The organism is Microtetraspora fusca, assembly GCF_001570365.1.
GTDB lineage: Bacteria > Actinomycetota > Actinomycetes > Streptosporangiales > Streptosporangiaceae > Microtetraspora > Microtetraspora fusca.
In genome coordinates this window covers 38,826-55,460 of sequence record NZ_BBYK01000074.1, presented here as the reverse complement: position 1 = coordinate 55,460, position 16,635 = coordinate 38,826, and the positions used below count along the sequence as shown (strand labels likewise).

15 protein-coding genes are annotated in these 16,635 nt (G+C 69.3%); 4 read left to right on the top strand and 11 right to left on the bottom strand.

The window, feature by feature from the left end:
• Window positions 1–102 precede the first annotated feature (102 nt).
• The 4 genes from AWQ68_RS35000 to AWQ68_RS34985 all read right to left on the bottom strand — a co-directional run bounded on the left by AWQ68_RS35000 (window position 103) and on the right by AWQ68_RS34985 (window position 3,857).
• Window positions 103–1,338 (bottom strand): GNAT family N-acetyltransferase, encoded by a 1,236-nt coding sequence (locus AWQ68_RS35000; RefSeq protein ID WP_245656403.1) that lies wholly within the window; start codon window positions 1,336–1,338, stop codon window positions 103–105.
• A gap of 136 nt (window positions 1,339–1,474) precedes the next feature.
• Window positions 1,475–2,116, bottom strand: a complete 642-nt coding sequence (locus AWQ68_RS34995) for a permease-like cell division protein FtsX (protein WP_066949278.1) — start codon at window positions 2,114–2,116, stop codon at window positions 1,475–1,477.
• A complete protein-coding gene (locus tag AWQ68_RS34990) occupies window positions 2,113–2,616 on the bottom strand; it encodes an RNA polymerase sigma factor (RefSeq protein ID WP_066949276.1) in 504 nt (167 codons plus the stop codon). The genes AWQ68_RS34995 and AWQ68_RS34990 overlap by 4 nt, the downstream gene beginning before the upstream one ends.
• 179 nt (window positions 2,617–2,795) lie before the next feature.
• Complete coding sequence (locus AWQ68_RS34985) at window positions 2,796–3,857, bottom strand: alpha/beta hydrolase family protein (RefSeq protein ID WP_245656400.1); 1,062 nt, start codon at window positions 3,855–3,857, stop codon at window positions 2,796–2,798.
• 170 nt (window positions 3,858–4,027) lie between these two features.
• Here AWQ68_RS34985 and AWQ68_RS34980 point away from each other — a divergent pair, with 170 nt between their 5' ends.
• A complete protein-coding gene (locus AWQ68_RS34980; RefSeq protein ID WP_066949273.1) occupies window positions 4,028–4,921 on the top strand; it encodes a PaaX family transcriptional regulator C-terminal domain-containing protein in 894 nt (297 codons plus the stop codon).
• Window positions 4,922–4,954: 33 nt separating this feature from the next.
• On the opposite strand, the gene AWQ68_RS34975 is transcribed toward AWQ68_RS34980, so the two are convergent.
• The 3 genes from AWQ68_RS34975 to AWQ68_RS34965 are packed head-to-tail and all read right to left on the bottom strand — an operon-like array spanning window position 4,955 to window position 9,094.
• Window positions 4,955–6,223 carry a metal-dependent hydrolase family protein gene (locus AWQ68_RS34975; protein WP_066949270.1) on the bottom strand — a complete coding sequence of 423 codons (1,269 nt, stop codon included), beginning with the start codon at window positions 6,221–6,223 and terminating at the stop codon, window positions 4,955–4,957.
• Window positions 6,224–6,279: 56 nt separating this feature from the next.
• Window positions 6,280–7,749: a M81 family metallopeptidase gene (locus AWQ68_RS34970; RefSeq protein WP_066949360.1), complete on the bottom strand. Its 1,470-nt coding sequence runs from the start codon at window positions 7,747–7,749 to the stop codon at window positions 6,280–6,282.
• A gap of 37 nt (window positions 7,750–7,786) precedes the next feature.
• Window positions 7,787–9,094 carry an MFS transporter gene (locus tag AWQ68_RS34965; RefSeq protein ID WP_066949267.1) on the bottom strand — a complete coding sequence of 436 codons (1,308 nt, stop codon included), beginning with the start codon at window positions 9,092–9,094 and terminating at the stop codon, window positions 7,787–7,789.
• 135 nt (window positions 9,095–9,229) lie between these two features.
• Between AWQ68_RS34965 and AWQ68_RS34960 the strand changes: the two genes are divergently transcribed.
• Complete coding sequence (locus AWQ68_RS34960; protein ID WP_066949264.1) at window positions 9,230–10,240, top strand: Lrp/AsnC family transcriptional regulator; 1,011 nt, start codon at window positions 9,230–9,232, stop codon at window positions 10,238–10,240.
• Window positions 10,241–10,278: 38 nt separating this feature from the next.
• Here AWQ68_RS34960 and AWQ68_RS34955 read toward each other — a convergent pair whose 3' ends face one another.
• On the bottom strand, window positions 10,279–11,112 hold the full coding sequence (locus AWQ68_RS34955) for a TetR/AcrR family transcriptional regulator (RefSeq protein WP_066949261.1): 834 nt from the start codon (window positions 11,110–11,112) through the stop codon (window positions 10,279–10,281).
• A gap of 208 nt (window positions 11,113–11,320) precedes the next feature.
• Between AWQ68_RS34955 and AWQ68_RS34950 the strand changes: the two genes are divergently transcribed.
• The gene (locus AWQ68_RS34950) at window positions 11,321–12,910 is read left to right on the top strand and encodes an MFS transporter (RefSeq protein ID WP_066949258.1); all 1,590 of its coding nucleotides are present in this window, start codon (window positions 11,321–11,323) and stop codon (window positions 12,908–12,910) included.
• Between the two features lie 182 nt (window positions 12,911–13,092).
• Here AWQ68_RS34950 and AWQ68_RS34945 read toward each other — a convergent pair whose 3' ends face one another.
• Both AWQ68_RS34945 and AWQ68_RS34940 read right to left on the bottom strand, forming a co-directional pair.
• The gene (locus AWQ68_RS34945) at window positions 13,093–13,920 is read right to left on the bottom strand and encodes an NAD(P)H-binding protein (protein ID WP_066949255.1); all 828 of its coding nucleotides are present in this window, start codon (window positions 13,918–13,920) and stop codon (window positions 13,093–13,095) included.
• 49 nt (window positions 13,921–13,969) lie between these two features.
• Window positions 13,970–14,470, bottom strand: a complete 501-nt coding sequence (locus AWQ68_RS34940; RefSeq protein WP_066949252.1) for an anthrone oxygenase family protein — start codon at window positions 14,468–14,470, stop codon at window positions 13,970–13,972.
• Between the two features lie 134 nt (window positions 14,471–14,604).
• Here AWQ68_RS34940 and AWQ68_RS34935 point away from each other — a divergent pair, with 134 nt between their 5' ends.
• Window positions 14,605–15,546: an AraC family transcriptional regulator gene (locus AWQ68_RS34935; protein ID WP_066949249.1), complete on the top strand. Its 942-nt coding sequence runs from the start codon at window positions 14,605–14,607 to the stop codon at window positions 15,544–15,546.
• Between the two features lie 102 nt (window positions 15,547–15,648).
• Here AWQ68_RS34935 and AWQ68_RS34930 read toward each other — a convergent pair whose 3' ends face one another.
• Window positions 15,649–16,632, bottom strand: coding sequence for a WD40 repeat domain-containing protein (locus AWQ68_RS34930; RefSeq protein ID WP_066949246.1), 984 nt, complete (start codon window positions 16,630–16,632; stop codon window positions 15,649–15,651).
• Window positions 16,633–16,635: the final 3 nt, after the last annotated feature.

Sequence of the window (16,635 nt, the reverse complement as noted above, 5' to 3'; positions counted from 1 at the left end):
GCGCGGTCAGCGGGTGTAGGTCACCTCGGGGAAGCGGGGGCATCGGATCAGGCTTCGCCGCACGGGCGAAGCCTGCAGGTTGATCACAATCCGATACGCGCCCTAGTACGGCAGGTAGTAGGTGAGCAGGTCGGCGGTGAGCGGCGGAAAGAGCGCCTGGAACAGCTCCTCCTCCCGGGCGTAGACGTCCGGCCGGACCCGGGTCAGCCCTTCGATGCCGTGCGGACCGAACAGCAGGGCGGGCAGGTAGTCGGGCGCCACTCCGGCACCTCCCGCGACTCCGGGACTCTGCATCGCGCCGCCGGCGACGACCTCGCCGAGGCCGTCCGCGTTGACCGGGATCCGGTAGTGGGCGCCGAAGGTGGAGATGACGATGTCGCGGCCGGCGTGATCGATCCCGGCTGTGGTGAGCCGATGCCAGAGCAGCGGCCGCAGCCGGTCGAGCAGCGCCGCGGCGTCGGGGATGCGGACGTAGTACTGCTCCGCCTGCTTGCGCGGTTCGTGGTCGAGGAACTCCTGCCAGGCGGCCGCGGTCACGGTACCGGCCCGATGGACGACCTGCACCTCGCTGTCGGGCACCAGGGCGGCGACGCCGCGGAGCAGATCCCGCGCCGACGTCTCGTCGCGTGCGGCGGCCTCGGCCAGGAGCACCTCGTCGTCGGGGGGCGTGGTGCGTCCGACGGCGGTGACGGTGTCGTCCTGCTCCAGGACCCAGAGGTTGCTCGCCTCGTGGGCCAGCAGCCATCGCCAGCATGCCGCCGAGTGCGGCATCGTCACGTCGAACCGGCTCTGGGCCGCGTCCTGCAGGGCCGCCATGGCGGGGACGTCGGAGGGCTGTGCGGGACGGAGCGCGGGTGTTCCGTCGCCGGGCGGCGGGGTGCGCACGGTCAGCGCCGGCGGGACGTCGATGGCGTACTCGTACCCGAACAGCCGGTAGAAGTACGGGATCCCGATCATCGTCTGGACGACGTGGCCGCGGGCGGCGGATCGGTCGTGGGCCCATTTCATCAGCGCCCGTACGAGTCCGCGGCCTTCGTATTCGCGGTCGGTGGCGACCAGTTCGACCTGGCCGGCGGGCAGGTGGACGCCGCCGACGCGTACGTCTTCGTCGAGGAGCGTCGCGGTGGCGACGACCCGGTCGCCGTCGACGACCACGGCGCAGGCGGACCAGCCGGCGTCCGGGTCGGTGACGACCAGCCGATGGTCGAGGGCGTCGGCCGCGTCCATGCGGTCGGCGAGGAGCGCGCCGATCTGGTCGAGGTCCGTGGGCTGCGCCTGCCGCAGGACGAGGCCGTCGGCCAGGGAGATGGGCGCGGGCAAGGTGGTGGTCGCAGTCACGGCGCGACTATCGCATCGCCCGGACCGCCTCGTCCATCGGATTTCCGCCGATTCATCCTGTTCAACGTGCGCATCAACGACTCTGGCTCCGCCCCGGACGGGGTGGAGCCAGAAGTCCAACGTCTTCAGCGATCTTCTAACATGAAGAGCTGCATCTTTGGTCGATGACGCTGGCGACCCCAGACATCCCCTTCGCCGTTTCGATCACCGGGCGCCAGTCCGCACCGGGCTTCATCGTGACCCGGAACGACTCGTGCATGTCCTCAACCGTGAGCCGCTCAAGCACTTCCGGCTTCCCGCCAGACTTGACAAAGCTCTTGCGGAAACGGTCATACAGGGCGGCCTTGTCCTCGAACGTGACGTTCTCCACCCCCGGCATCGTGGTCAGCGTCTTGTTGACGTTCGCCTTCTCCCGCTCGGTGATCGCCGAGCCGCCGCCTCCGGGATCCCCCGTGCTGCCGCCACACGCGGGCCATGCGTCATCCTCGTAGCACAGGAAGACCGTGATCACTGGCTCTTCGGCGCCCGCCGAAAGAACCTGTTGCAGGCTCGCCGCCATGACGACGCGATCCTCTGATGGGGCGGGTGCCAGTGCGACCGCGGCCACGACGCCGACGAGCACGACAGGAACGGCCACCGCCGCCAACCCCAGCCGCAGGGAGAAGGAGCGGCGGCGAGGAGTGGCGAGGGTGCGGGCGAGGTCGGACTCGCAGCGGCGCCGGTAGGCGTCGTCGGTGTCGGGGCGCAGGGACATGATCAGGTCGTCGAGGTCGCTCATGACTGCTCCTGGAAGGTGAGGCGGGTGAAGCCGAGTGCGTCGGCCAGACGGCGGCGGGCGCGGTGCAGGCGGACGTTGAACGTGCCGGCCGAGCAGCCCGTGACCTTCGCGGCCTCGGCCGGGCTGAGGCCGTACCAACTGGCCAGGAGCACGGCCTCGGCGTCGCGCTCGGACAGGTCCGCGAGCGCGTTCAGCGCCGCCTGCCGCTCGGCCACCTGTTCGGCGACATCGCCGGCCGGGGCCAGTTCGGCGAGCCGCTCAACCAGGCTCTGTCCGCGCAGCCGGGACCGGCGTTGCGTCCGCAGCAGATTGCGGGCCACACCGAGCAGCCAGGGCAGCGGCGGCTCAGGCACGCGGTCGAGCCGTCGCCAGGCGATCAGGAATGTCTCGCTGGTGATGTCCTCGGCTGTCTGCTGCTCGGCTCGCAACAGCACGTAACTGAGCACGCTGCGGTAGTGCCCCTTATATAGCGCGGTGAGTTGCGCTTCGGAATCGTCCACACCTGGTAATGACCTCTCCACCCCTTCGATTACCGCCAGGGAGAAGATCCTCCCGTAGGGCTCGCGTTCTTCTCGGGCAGTGCCCTGTGCGCGTACTGCAGAGCCCGCACGGTGGACGTGGCCGGGCAGCCGTCACTCCATATCGCCCGGCCGGCGCCGCGGCGGTCCGGGTGATGGGGTCAGCTCCGGGAGCGGAGGCCGCGCAGGAAGTTCTCCTGGTCGGCCAGGTAGTGCGGGGCGAACAGCGACCGTGGCGCGAAGATCGCGGTCAGCGCGAGCCGGAGGCCGGACCGGACGAGCTCGCCCTTGACCATGGAGTGGTCGGCGTCCGGATAGTTGCGGACCGTGAGGGCGCCGCCGGGCTCCAACTGCCTGCGGTACACGGTCTCCGTGTCGGCCGAGTCCACGTTGACGTCGAGCCCTCCCAAGAAGAGCAGGACCGGAACTCCGCGCAGCGCGAGCAGATCGTCGGTCGCGTCGGCGGTGTAGTTGCGGCCGATGAAACCCCACCGGTCGGCGGTCATGCCGTCGCCGTCTCCCATGGCGCGTACGTACTCCTCGTAGCTCGCTCCGCGGCGCAGCAGCTCTCGGGTCCGATCACTCTTGGCGATTCTCTCCTTGACCTCGGCGGCCGAGGCATGCTCCTGCCGCAGCTCGGCCAGCAGGTTGTATCGGCCCTGCTGAAGCCAGTTGACGGCGGTGGCGACGGCGATCACGAACGCCACTCCGGTGCGCTTGGCGACCTTGGGCATGACCCATCCGGCCTGACTGGCGCCCCACAGGCCGATCCGCTCGCCGTCGATGTCCGGTCGGGACCGAGCCCAGGCGATGGCGGCGGCGACCTCGTCCGCGCGGTCGTCCATGGACTGGTGCAGCCAGTTCCCCGGCGCCCCCGCCACTCCCGGCTTGTCCCAGGACAGGCTCGCGTACCCGGCGCGGGCGAACGCCTCCCAGATCGGCTGGTAGCCATCCTCGTGGGTCGCGTCGGTCGGCCCGTCGCCGTGGACCATCACCACCAAAGGATGGCGCCGTGCGCCGCCCTCCGGCGTGGTCAGGACCGCGCGCAGCTCGTGTCCGCCCTCGCGGATCGTCATCCGCTGCACGTTCATGGCGTAGGAGTTCTGCCACACCACCACTCCGCTCAGGCCGGCCACGACGAGCCCGAGCACGGTGACGGCGACGAGTACGGCCCGCCACCCGCGCCGGCGGAGCAGTTTCCCGCGAACCACGATACCCCTCACAATCAAAACTATCGGATTAGATTCGATAGTTTAATTGACGATAGGCAAAGAGTGTCCGGCGAGGTCGATAGGCTCGGCACACCGGGCACCCCGCTGTCCGCCCGTACTCGCCAGAAGCCGGCGTCGCCATCACGGCGTGCCGCCGCGGCCGCACCCGGAAGGCCCGCACCATGACCGCCGAACCCCAGATGCCGGGAGCGGACGTCCAGGTCCCCACCCGGATGCTCGTCGAGGCGCTCGTCCGCGCCGACCTCACGGTCGACACCGGCGAGGTCTACGCCACCGGCAATCTGCTGGGCATGACCGACCAGCAGGTGCGCCTGTGCATCAAGCGGCTGGTCGCCGAAGGACGCTTCACCCGCGAGGGCAGAGGACGCAATGCGATACTGCGGGCCACCGACGCCACCGAGCAGACCCTGGGCCTCGACGTCGAATTCGTCGCCCACGCCTTCCGCCAGGACGCCGGGCTCGCCCCCTGGGACGGCACCTGGCACCTGGTCGCCTTCGCCGTTCCCGAGACCGCCCGCGCCGCACGCGACGCCCTGCGCGCCGCGCTCACCCACCTGGGCGGCGCTCCCATCCAAGGCGGCCTGTACGTCAGCGCCAACCCGTGGGAACCCTACGTCGAGGACCACGCCCGCCGGCTCGACGTCCTCGACCACCTCACCGTCGCGACCACCCGGGACCTGCGCCAGGGCGACCAGGACGACCCCGCCGCACTCGCCCGCGCCCTGTGGCCGCTGGCCGAGATCGCCGAGCGCTACCACCGGCTCACCGCCGTCGCAGAACCGCGCCTCGAGCGCCTCCGCGACCACGCCGACCTCTCCGAAGCGCGGCAGTTGACCATCGCGGTGGAACTGGCCGCCGAATTCACCCGCGCCATGGAGCCCGACCCGCTCCTGCCGCCCCAGTTGCTCCCGCAGCCCTGGCCGGGCAGCCACGCCCGAGCGCTCGTGGCGCAGTGCTGGGCGCTCTTGAACGAGAACGCCGGCCCGGACAGCGAGAGCCCCCGCCTCTTCCGCCTTTACGGCGACATGGCCCGCACGGCGACCGCTCACACGTGACCGGCGAACGTCCTGCCGGGCGCCGAGACGGCCTCACGAACCACGGACAACGCCGAGCGTCGACCGGGTCATGACATGGCCGGCCTTCATCACCAGCTTCAGGTGCTTGTCCGGGCGGGCGAGTACGGTGATGTCGTCCAGTGGATCGCCTTCCACCATCAGGATGTCGGCGTAGGCGCCGGGCGTTATCTCGCCGATGCGGCCCTCCAGTCCGACGAGTCGTGCGGCGACGCACGTGGCGGAACGGATGACATCGATGGCGGGTTGAACCTCGGCGCGGATGGCGAATTCCTCCGCTTGGTGCGGGTGCATGCCGCCGAGCAGGTCGGTGCCGAAAGCGATCTGGACGCCCCCGCGGTGGGCCAGCTCCAGGGCCCGCAGGCCGTGTTCGAGCACGTCGGAGACCTTGCGGTGGCTGTCGGCCGGCAGGCCGTATCGTGGCCCTTCGTCGGCCAGCGTCCGGTAGGTGACCAGGGTCGGAACGTAGAACGCCTTGTGTTGCTTGAACAGCTCGATGCTGGTCTCGTCGAGCAGGTTGCCGTGTTCGATGCTGCGCACGCCGCATCGCAGCGCGCGGTTGATGGCACGTGCGGTGTAGGCGTGTCCTGCGACGTACCGGTTGGCCGCCTCCGCTTCCTCGACCGCGGCCCGGATCTCGTCCAGTGACAGTTGGGTGGAGTCCACCCTGTCGGTCGGGGACGCGACCCCGCCGGACAGCATGAGCTTGATGTGGTGCGCCCCGGTACGCAGCTGTTCACGGGCGGTCTTGCGGACGTGGTCCACACCGTCGCACACCACGCCGACGGCGGGACAGTGGGGGTGTTCGTCGGCCACGATCCGGCCGCGGTGGCGCATGTCGGCGTGACCACCGGTCTGCGAGAGCGCCTTGCCACCGAACAACAGGCGCGGGCCGGTGAAGAACCCGTCGTCGACGGCATCGGCCAGGCCATAGTCGGCGCCGCCCATGTCCCGCACGGTGGTGAAGCCGCGGTGCAGCATGTCCCGCAGGATGTGGCCGGCCCGAGCGGCCACGTAGGTCGGTGACCACTCGGCTTGCGCCGCCAGGTCCGCGGTGCAAGCGGTCACGTGCACATGGGCGTCGGTGAAACCAGGAAGGACGGTGCGACCTTCGGCGTCTATGACGGTGCTCCCGGCGAGCGCCCTGACCTCACTGCCGCCGAGTTCCACGATCACGCCGTCGGCGACGAGGACGCTCGCCCCCTCGAGGTATTCGCCGGTGTGCACGTCGAGCACCCGCGCGTTGGTGATCAAAACGCTGGTCTGTTCCGTTCCGCTGATCATGACGACTCCTCTCGCAAGGCATTCGGGACGGTGGGTACTGAGTCGGCCGTGGAACTTCAGGGCGCCGCCGGACCGAGCGGGCCGGTGCGCATGCCCGGTCGCAGACGTCGCCACGGCAGGTCGGCCGGGTTCGCGGGAATCGGACCCGGCGCCGCGGCGACGAGCACGGCCTCGGCGCCGGGCGCGAAGTCGGCGCGGAAATGGACCGAGCTCTTGACCACGATGATCCGTTCCCGTTCAGGGTGGATGCCGAGCATCCGGAGCTGGGACCGGTCCACGAGTTGCACCTTCCGGCTTGTCACCCCTACTCGCACCTCGCCGACGCGCAAGCAGGCGCTCGGGCCGGAGTCGACCTCGGTGCCGCGCATCATTGGGCCCTCGTAACGGCACCGGCCGTCGGCGAGGTGCTCGACCACGAACGTCCCCTCGAACGGCTCGGCGCCGAGGATGCCGGGATGCCCGCCGAGCACGATGTTGACGGTCCTGCCCACTCCGGCGGCATGCGCCGCCGCCGCCGCGGCGGGGTCCCAGATGGCGGCCAGGGCGGCGGGCACCCGGGCGTCGACCAGCGCGCGGAGCATGCCCGTGGTGCGGGCGTCACCGCCGGCGCCGGGATTGTCCTGGGTATCGGCGATCACCACCGGACGGGTGGCGCCATCGGCCATCCGGCCGGCTGCGGCGATCGCCACCGCGGGCGGCAGCGAACTGACCTGCCAGTCGGCCTCCCGCCGCACGATGTCCTCGTACAGCGTGTCGAGCGCGCTCCGCAACTCGTCGGCGTCGTCGCCGTACCCCCACACAGCCGGGCCGCATTCGGGAAAATCCGTGGCGGGAAAGCCTGCCGCGAAGGACAGACAGGTACTGTCCCCGCCCAGCGGACCGAGGCTGCGGTAGACGTCCACGGCAGGTTCCAGTTCGGTGCAGCCGCTGTTGACGGGGATGAGGAAGGGAATCCGCCGCCACTGCTGGTAGAGCCGTTCGCCGGAGCACAACCGCAGCAACAGCGTGGCCGCCCGGCTGCCCGTCTCGGCCATGTCGACGTGCGGGTACGTACGGAGCCCCACCGCGGCGTCCACTGTGGACATCATGCGCTCGGTGACGTTGGCGTGCAGATCCAGGGTCACCACGATCGGGACATCGCTCCCCACGATCGCGCGCAGTCGGGTGAGCAGTTCACCTTCGCCGTCGTCGTGGTGTTCGGCCGCCATCGCGCCGTGCAGGTCGAGGTAGATCGCGTCCGGCCGGACGGCCCGTGCCGCGTCGAGGATCTCTCCGGTGATTCGCTCGTAGGCGTCGCGGGTGACCCGTCCGGAGGGGCAGGCCGCCGCCCAGATCACGGGCACGATTTCGCAGTCGTGCGCCCGCATGGCGGTGAGGAAGCCGCCCATCGCGATGTTGACTTCTTCCAGCTCGTAGAGCGCCTCGCCCCGGCGCAGCGCGGGAAATCCTTCGCCGTTGACGAAGCTGTCGTAGGCCGCTGGTGTAGCGGAGAAGGTGTTGGTCTCGTGCTGGAACCCCGCGACCATGATGCGCACGGTCGATCCTCTCCTTCGGTGAATGTCGTCAGTGGTTTCGGGCGGGAAGGCGGGTCACGGCGATGCCGATGCCGCCGGCCAGCAACATCCCGACCAGGGCGAGCAGACCTGCGAGGTCGCCGCCGGTGCCCTCCTTGAGGTAGCCGAGAAGCGTCGGGCTGACGAACCCGCCGAGCAGGCCGATGCTGTTGATGAGTGCGATGCCTCCCGCGGCGGCCGTACCGGACAGGTACGACGACGGCATCGACCAGAACACCGCGTAGGAACCCCAGCTGCACGCGGTCGAGACGACGATCGCAGTCAGTGCGACCGCGAGCCGGTCGGTGGTGAACGCGGCGACAGTCATGGCCGCCGCGGCGACGATCGCCGGGACCGCGCTGTGCAGCCGGCGCTCCCCGAGCCGGTCCGAACGCCTGCTCAATACGATCATCACGACTATCGCGGCGGCATACGGCAGTGCGGAGTACAGGCCGACGGCCGTGATGCTCTCGACGCCGCTGCCGGAGAGGATCGTCGGCAACCAGAAGATCACCGCGTACATCCCGCTGATCAGGAAGAAGTAGCTCAGCGCGAGGCCGTACACGCGCGGGTCGCGCAGCACCTGACGGAACTGGTGCTTGCCGTCCGGGTTGTGTCCGGTGTCGATGTCCCGGGCCACCAGCGTCTTCTCCTCGGCGCTGAGCCAACGGGCCTGGGCCGGAGAGTCGGCGAGGAGGCGCCACACGACAAACCCGAGCAGTATCGTGGGCACCCCTTCGAGGACGAACATCCAGTGCCAACCTGCCAGGCCCCATGCGCCGTGCAGTCCGGTCATGATCCAGGCGGAGACCGGCCCGCCGATCATGGAGCTGATGGGTCCGGCGAGCATGAACAACGCCATGGGCGCGGCCAGACGCGCGGGTGGATACCAGTAGCTGAGATAGAAGATGATGCCCGGCGCGAAGCCGGCCTCGAACACACCGAGCAGGAAGCGCAGGATCAGGAAGCTGGTCGTGTCGTGGACGAACATCATCGCGGTGGAGGTCAAGCCCCACAGGAGCATGATCCGCACGATGGTCTTGCGCGTGCCGATCCTGGCCAGCAGCAGGTTGCTGGGCACCTCGAACAGGACGTAGCCGACGAAGAAGATGCCGGCGCCGAGACCGTAGACGGCCTCGCTGATCCCGATGTCCTTGGACATCTGAAGCTTCGCGAAGCCGATGTTGACCCGGTCCAAAGCGGCGAACACGTAGCAGACCAGCAGCAGTGGCAACAGCCGCCTGCTGATCTTGCGATACAGCGTTTCCTGGCGGGTATCCCGCCGGTCACCGCCGTCGACGCTGGTGGTGTAGGTCATCGTGCACTCCGTCCTGGTGCTGCCGCTGAGGGGGCTGTGTCATCAAAGCCTCCACACAACGCCGGACTGACCCGGACAATGAGGGATACTGACCGATAAATGGGTCGGAATGTTGAGAAATGACAAGAGGCCGGAGTGCTCGACGAGACTGATCTCGCCCTGGTGGACGCACTGCAGATCAGCCCGCGGGCAAGTTGGACGAAGCTCTCCACTGTGCTCGGGCTGGCTCCGATCACCCTGGCCCGTCGATGGCAGCGGCTCGTGGACAGCGGTGCCGCATGGGTGAGCGTCGCGCACAGCGACGCGAGCGCTCGCGGCGCGATCATCGAGCTCACTTGCGCGCCCGGCACGGAGATGGCGGTCGCGACGCGGCTCGCGAAACTGCCCTACGTCAGCACCGTCGGCATCACCAGCGGTGAGTACCACGTGTTTGCCAACATCGTCGCGCCGACCTTGGCCGCCACGACGAACGTCCTGCTCAACGGCTTGCCGCTCCCGCCGCACGTGACCCGGATGCGCAGCCATGTGTTCGGCAGCCTCTTCGGTGGGATGGTGTGGCGCCTGGGCGTGATGAACAGCTCGCAGACCGCGAAAATACGTGAGGCCATAGGTCCGCCGCCGCAGGAGATCCGCCCGTTCAGTGCGCTTGACCGCGCATTGTTCCTCGCCCTCAGCCGCGACGGGCGGCGGACCTTCACCGACCTCGCCGAGGAACTCGGCACCATGCCGAAGGCGGTGCAGCGTCGGCTCAACCGGCTCCAGCGGAACGGCGACATCGCCTTCCGCTGTGACGTCGCGCGGGCACTCGCCGGATGGCACACGATGGCGTTGCTGTGGCTGACCGTCCCGGACACCGACTTGCGGGCCGTGGGACACCGTGTGGCCGGTTGGCCGGAAACCCGAATGTGTGCGGCCGTGGCCAGCCCGACCAACCTCGCCTTGATAGTCAACCTGCGCTCCTTCGAGCACCTGGAGGAAGTGCTGATCCGGATCGCCAGGGCGTTCCCCGGCGTTTCCGTCACCGAACGGCGGCTGGTGCTGCGGCAGGTGAAGATCTACGGCCGCGTGGTGGACGAGGACGGCCGGTGTATCGAGGTGATTCCTGCCGATCCGTGGAGCGCGCTACCCGAGGTGAAGGCCGACTGAGACCAGGCGACCGAGCCCCATCGCCTGCGGATCGAAGCTCAGGCATCGATGCCCCGTCTCGCGAGATCGGCCGCGATGCCGTCCAGGACACCGGCAAGACCTGCGGCGAACAGGGCGTCGAGGTCCCAGGGTTCGGCGCCCGCGCGCATCGCGAGAGCGAGCCGGGGATACGCTCCCGGTTCGAAAAGCGGATTCCGCGCATGGTCCGAGGCTTTCGTCGCCTGGATCGTGCCGATTTTCGATCGCCGTTCCGCCTCCACATCGCTAACGTAGGTCAGCGCCACGCCTTGCACGTAGGAGGCGAACATGAACATGTACCGGAAAGCATCGGCAGGTTCGAGGTCGAGTCCGTCGAACGCGGAGAAGGCGCTTTCACTGTCCGCCGCCAGAGCAGGGCTGACGTGCACACGGGTTGTCACCATGACCCTCGGCAGGATCCACGGATGGCGGTGGTACAGGTCCCAGTCACGGTATGCGGCGCGTTCGAGGCCGTGACGCCAATTCCGCGGCGCCGAGTCGGGCAGGGGCACGTCGGCCAGCGCGGCCTCCACCATCAGGGCCACCAGGTCGTCCTTCGATGACACATGCCGGTACAAGGACATGGTGCTCGCACCGAGGTCCATGGCGACGCGGCGCATCGACAGCGCGTCGAGCCCCTCCGCGTCCGCGATGGCGATCCCGGCCCGCACGATGCGCTCAATGGTGAGATGTGGCGCGCTGTCATCACCCTCCGGGGCGTCGGCCGGCGTCTCCACCCTCCGCACCCGATACGCCTTCGCCTGGCACGCGCGGGAGCAGTAGAGCCTCGGCCGCCCCCGCTCGGCGGGTTCCAGCGACTTGCCGCATGACGCGCATGCCGGTCGCACCGACATCACCGCACTCCTTTCGTCACACCACTAAGGTTGTGACGAAATTCTAGCCCGCCCAGGGCATCGATGCGCAACACAGGGGGGCCTTGCAGGTCATATTGCTGTTGTGGCAGAGCTTCGTGCATGCGTATCCTGTACGCCGCGCACGCGTACAAAGTACACACCGGGCGATCGACTCCGACCCGGCCGACACGACTCAGAAACAAAGGAAATGACCGAAGAAGACAGAACAGCCGGAGTCAGGGAGTGGGTCGGGCTCGCCGTCCTGGTACTGCCCTGCGTACTGGCGTCCATGGATATGTCCGTCATGTTCGTCGCACTCCCCTCCTTGACGGCCGACCTCAAGCCGAGCAGTTCCGAACTGCTGTGGATCATGGACGCCTACGGCTTCCTCCTCGCCGGCCTGCTCATCACCATGGGCACCCTCGGCGACCGGATCGGACGGCGGCGGGTGCTGCTCGCAGGCGCCGTAGCCTTCGGCGCCGCCTCCGTTCTGGCGGCCTACTCGACCAGTTCCGAGACGCTCATCGCGGCCCGCGCGCTCCTGGGCATCGCCGGATCCACGCTGGCGCCGTCCACGCTTTCCCTGATCCGGAACATGTTCCACGACGCCAGACAACGGGCCACCGCAGTCGGCGTCTGGACGGCGGGCTTCGCGGGCGGTGCCGTATTCGGCCCGATCATCGGCGGTCTGCTGCTGGAGCACTTCTGGTGGGGATCGGTCTTTCTGATCAACGTGCCGGTGATGATCCTGCTCCTGATCCTCGGCCCCCTGCTGCTCCCCGAATACCGCGACCCCAGGCCAGGCCGTTTCGACCTGCTCGGCGCCGCCCTGTCCCTCGTGGCCGTGCTCAGCGTCATCTACGGCATCAAACAGGTGGCAGAGCACGGCTTCGGGTGGATCCCCCTGGCCTACTGCGCCGCCGGACTCGCCGCAGGAGCCGCGTTCCTCCGCCGCCAACGCGTGACCGCGAACCCGATGATCGACCTTGCGCTGTTCCGCACACGCCGGTTCAACGCGCCCTTGCTCATCGACGCGCTCGCGACGTTCGGACTGGTCGGCTTCAGCCTGTTCAACTGGCAGTTCATGCAACTCGTCCTGGGCATGGGACCGCTCGAGTCGGCCCTGTGGTCCTTGCCCACCTTTCTCGTGATGCCCCTGGGCATCGCACTGGCCACCGCGATCGCACCCCGCATCGGCAAACCCAACGTGATCGCCGCGGGGCTGCTCGTCGCAGCCGCCGGCTACGCCATGCTGACCCTGATCCAAGCCGGTTCGGGAATCGTCCACCTCGTCAGCGCCATGACAGTCGTCGCGATCGGTATCGGCGCCGTCTCCGCCGTGGTCACCGACGTGATCCTGTCCGCCGCACCACCGGAGCGGGCCGGGGCGGCCTCCGCCATGGCCGAGACCTCGGCCGAGTTCGGCGGGGCGCTGGGCATCGCGATCCTGGGCAGCATCGGCACCGCCATCTACCGTTCGGAACTGGCCGCCAAGGCTCCTGACACCCTCACGCCCAAGCAGTTGGAGGCGGCGCGGGACACCCTCGGCGGCGCGGTCGACACCGCCGCGACCCTTCCGAAGGGCACCGCCGAAGCCCTGCGAAACGTGGCATTCGACGCCTTCGCCCAAGAGATGCGGATCGCCTCGGTGGTCAGTGTCGTCCTGATGGCGGGCGCGGCCATCCTCATCGCCACCCTGCTCCGCACCGCGCACACCCGGCCCGGATCCGACGCGCCGGAATCCGCGGCAGAACACAACGGCCGGGACCACGAGGGCGACCTGGCCTCCACTGCGTGACCGCCCCGACTCGTCGTGTTCGCGTACGAGCCGGGCCGGTCACTCCGGGAACGTCGGGCCATCTGGGCGACCTCCCTGGCGCGAGCGCGGCGGCCTCCGCCGAGGCCGCCGCGCGTTCCGGGCTCCAGGCCGGCCGTCGCGCTCGAAGCGCCACGCGGGCCCGTCGTTCGACGTGCTCGGGGCTACGCCTCGCTCGCCTTCCAGACGCCGGTGGCGGCCGCCTCACGGGCGTAATCGGCGAAGTCGCGGGGCGACCGTCCCAGCGCGCGCCGCACGCCGTCGCCCAGGGAGGCGTTGCGCCCGTCCAGCACCGTGGTGAACAGATAGATGAGCAGGTCGATGACGTCGCCCGGCACGCCCTCGGCGGCCAGCGCGCTCGCGTAGTCCTCCGGGGAGACCCGGGTGAAGCCGATCTCCCGGTCGGACGCGGCGGCGATGGCGGCGACCGCGTCGGCGAAGGTGAGCAGCCGAGGACCGGTCAGCTCGTAGATCTGACCGGAGTGCCCGTCCTCGGTCAGCGCCGCGACCGCCACGTCGGCGATGTCGTCGGCGTCGACGAACGGCTCGGCCACGTCACCGGCGGGAAGGACGACGTGACCGGCCAGGACGGGCTCCAGCAGGTAGTTCTCGCTGAAGTTCTGGTCGAACCAGGCCGCCCGCAGGATCGTCCAGTCGGCTTCGGAGTCGATCAGCGCCCGCTCCGCCGCCTGGGCCTCCTCCTCGCCCCGGCCGGACAGCAGGACCAGCCGTCGCGCGCCGGAGGCGACCGCCAGCCGGGCGAACGCGCCGACCGCCTCGGGCGCCCCCGGCACGGCCAGGTCCGGGTAGTACGACACGTACACCGCCCCGACGTCCCGGAGCGCGGGCGCCCACGTCGCCGGGTCCTCCCAGTCGAAGGCGGGGTCGCCGGAGCGCGACCCGATCCGTACGGGCAGGTCACGCTCCTGAAGCCGGGTCACGACGCGCCGGCCGGTCTTGCCGGTGCCGCCCAGTACCAAGATCTTGTCCACTGTTTCTCCCCTTGGATGTGGTGTATGCAGAGTCGTTACGTCTGTACGGTCAGGAGCGCGCCCAGACGAATACGGCGAGGCCGACGAGGAGCAGGCTGACCAGGCAGAACATCGCGCGTACGGTGTTCCACCGGGTCCACCGCCCGGAGAACTCCGTCCAGAGGCGCGCGGCCTCGTCCGGGTCGGCCGGTACGGTCGCCGCCGCGAGTGCCTCGTTCATCGGCACGTTGACGACGACGGTGGGCAGGAACGCGCCCAGCACGTACGTCGCGGCGGCGGCGAAGAAGAGGACGGCCGCCGGAGTCTCGCCGAGCGCGAGAAGCAGCCCGCCCGTCACCGCGCACGCGACCGGCGTGCCGAAGAACGAGGCGAAGAACCGCCCGTTGAGGATCTTCTCGTTGACGCTGCGCATCGCGGTGATCCCGTGCTCGGCGGCGATCCCGTCGAAGGCCGGCATCACCGAAACCGAGTAGCCGTAGAACAGACCGGCGATCGCACCGGTCAGGAGGAGTGCCACCGCCGCCGAGACGGCCGTCAACGCGAACAACATCCATGCTCCTTCAGTCGTGCTCGGATCTCGACCCGCGGTCGTTCTCCTTGCGTGATCCAATTGAACCCGGATGCTACGAGACGGAACATGGTTCATCTGCTCGATTTCATGTTCAAGCGTCTAAGCTGAGGGGCGTGGACGCGCTCGCGAGACTGGTGGAGGGCCCGAGGGCCCAGGGAGCCTTCCTGCTTCAGACGATCATGACTCCGCCGTGGTCCGTGCGCATCGCGGACCGGGCCCCGCTCTCCCTGGTCACCGTCGTGCGCGGCGAGGCGTGGGTGGTTCCCGACCGCGGCGACGCCGTACGACTCCGGCCGGGCGACGTCACGATCACGCGCGGGCCGGACGCGTACACCTTCGCCGACGATCCGGCCCGGCCGCCACGGGTCGTGATCCATCCGGGGCAGCGCTGCACGACGCCCGACGGCGAGGACCTGTCCGAGGCCATGCACCTGGGCGTACGCACCTGGGGAGACAGCCTGGACGGCCCGGCGGTGCTGCTCGTCGGCACCTACCGGCCGAGCTCCGAGATCAGCAGGCGGCTGCTGAACGCGCTGCCGCCGCTGCTGGCGCTGCCCGGCGACGCGTGGGAGAGCCCTCTCATCGCGCTGCTGGAGCAGGAGATCTCCCGGGACGAGCCCGGCCAGGAGGTGGTCCTGGACCGGCTGCTCGACCTACTCCTGGTCACTGTGCTGCGCGCCTGGTTCTCGCGCCCGGAGGCGGATACCCCAGGGTGGTACAACGCGTCCGGCGATCCGGTGGTCGGCCCGGCACTGCGGCTGCTGCACGGCGATCCGGCACACCCCTGGACGGTGTCCGCGCTGGCCACGGAGGTGGGCACCTCGCGGGCCGCGCTCTACCGGAGGTTCACCGAACTGGTCGGGGAGCCCCCCATGGCCTACCTGACGGGCTGGCGGCTGGCCCTGGCCGCCGACCTGCTGCGCGACTCCGACGCCACCATCGGCGCGGTGGCCGGACAGGTCGGCTACGGCAGCGCCTTCGCGCTGAGCACCGCCTTCAAGCGGGTCCGGGGCGTCAGCCCCCGCGAGTACCGCAGGAGTGCCGTGCCGTCCTGACGCGGTTCCGCTATCGCGGAAACACCACCGCGGCCCGGACCCAAGGCGCCCAACCACCCCGCGATGGTTTCAGTTGAGGAACAGGCTCAAGAGGCGGTTGGGTCAGCGGGGTGGCCACAACTTCACCGTGTTGTCCTCGCTGCCGGTGGCGATGATTTTGCCGTCCGGGCTGAAGGCCACCGAGTAGACAGTACCGGTGTGGCCGGTGAGGGTGGCAGTGCTTTCAAGGCCGGCCATGTCCCGCAGCTTCACCGTGTTGTCGTCGCCGCCGGTGGCGATGATTTTGCCGTCCGGGCTGAAGGCCACCGACCAGACAGTGCCGGTGTAGGCGGTGGGGGTGTGGCCGGTGAGAGTGGCAATGGTTGCGCGGCTGGCCACGTCCCACAGCCGCACCGTGTTGTCCTCGCCGCCGGTGGCCAGGATTCTGCCGTCCGGGCTGAAGGCCACCGAGTAGACCTCCCTGGTATGGCCGGTGAGGGTGGCGATGCTTCTACGGCCGACCACGTCCCACAGCTTCACCGCGTGGTCGTCGCCGCCAGTGGCCAGGATTCTGCCGTCCGGGCTGAAGGCCGCCGAGTAGACCCAGCCGGTGTGGAGGGTGGCAATGCTCTTACGGCGCGCCACGTCCCACAGCCGCACGTCGTCGTCGCCACCAGTGGCGAGGATTCTGCCGTCCGGGCTGAAAGTCACCGACATGACCCAGCCGGTGTGGCCGGTGAGGGTGGCGATGCTTTCATGGCCGGCCACGTCCCACAGCCGCACGGTGTTGTCCTCGCTGCCGGTGGCGAGAACTTTGCCGTCCGGGCTGAAGGCCACCGAGGAAACCCAGCCGGTGTGGCCGGCGAGGGTGGCAATGCTTTTATGGCCGGCCACGTCCCACAAACGTCCAGTGGCGTCGCGGCTGCCGGTGGCGAGGATTCTGCCGTCCGGACTGAAGGCCACCGAGGAAACCCAGCCGGTGTGGCCGGTGAGAGTGGCGGTCGATGCGAAGTCGGGGATGCCGGTGAGGCGAGCGATTGTGACCGGTACGCCGACGGCGGTGACGGCACCGAGTCCGGCCAGGAACAGGACACGGCGCCGGGGCACCCG

Coding starts and splice junctions, on each gene's coding strand:
- AWQ68_RS34940 (WP_066949252.1), bottom strand. CDS start 14,470: ATGTTGTTCGCGTTGACGGCCGTCTCGGCGGCGGTGGCACTCCTCCTG.
- AWQ68_RS34995 (WP_066949278.1), bottom strand. CDS start 2,116: ATGAGCGACCTCGACGACCTGATCATGTCCCTGCGCCCCGACACCGAC.
- AWQ68_RS34975 (WP_066949270.1), bottom strand. CDS start 6,223: ATGATCAGCGGAACGGAACAGACCAGCGTTTTGATCACCAACGCGCGG.
- AWQ68_RS34950 (WP_066949258.1), top strand. CDS start 11,321: ATGACCGAAGAAGACAGAACAGCCGGAGTCAGGGAGTGGGTCGGGCTC.
- AWQ68_RS34970 (WP_066949360.1), bottom strand. CDS start 7,749: ATGGTCGCGGGGTTCCAGCACGAGACCAACACCTTCTCCGCTACACCA.
- AWQ68_RS34955 (WP_066949261.1), bottom strand. CDS start 11,112: ATGTCGGTGCGACCGGCATGCGCGTCATGCGGCAAGTCGCTGGAACCC.
- AWQ68_RS34980 (WP_066949273.1), top strand. CDS start 4,028: ATGACCGCCGAACCCCAGATGCCGGGAGCGGACGTCCAGGTCCCCACC.
- AWQ68_RS34965 (WP_066949267.1), bottom strand. CDS start 9,094: ATGACCTACACCACCAGCGTCGACGGCGGTGACCGGCGGGATACCCGC.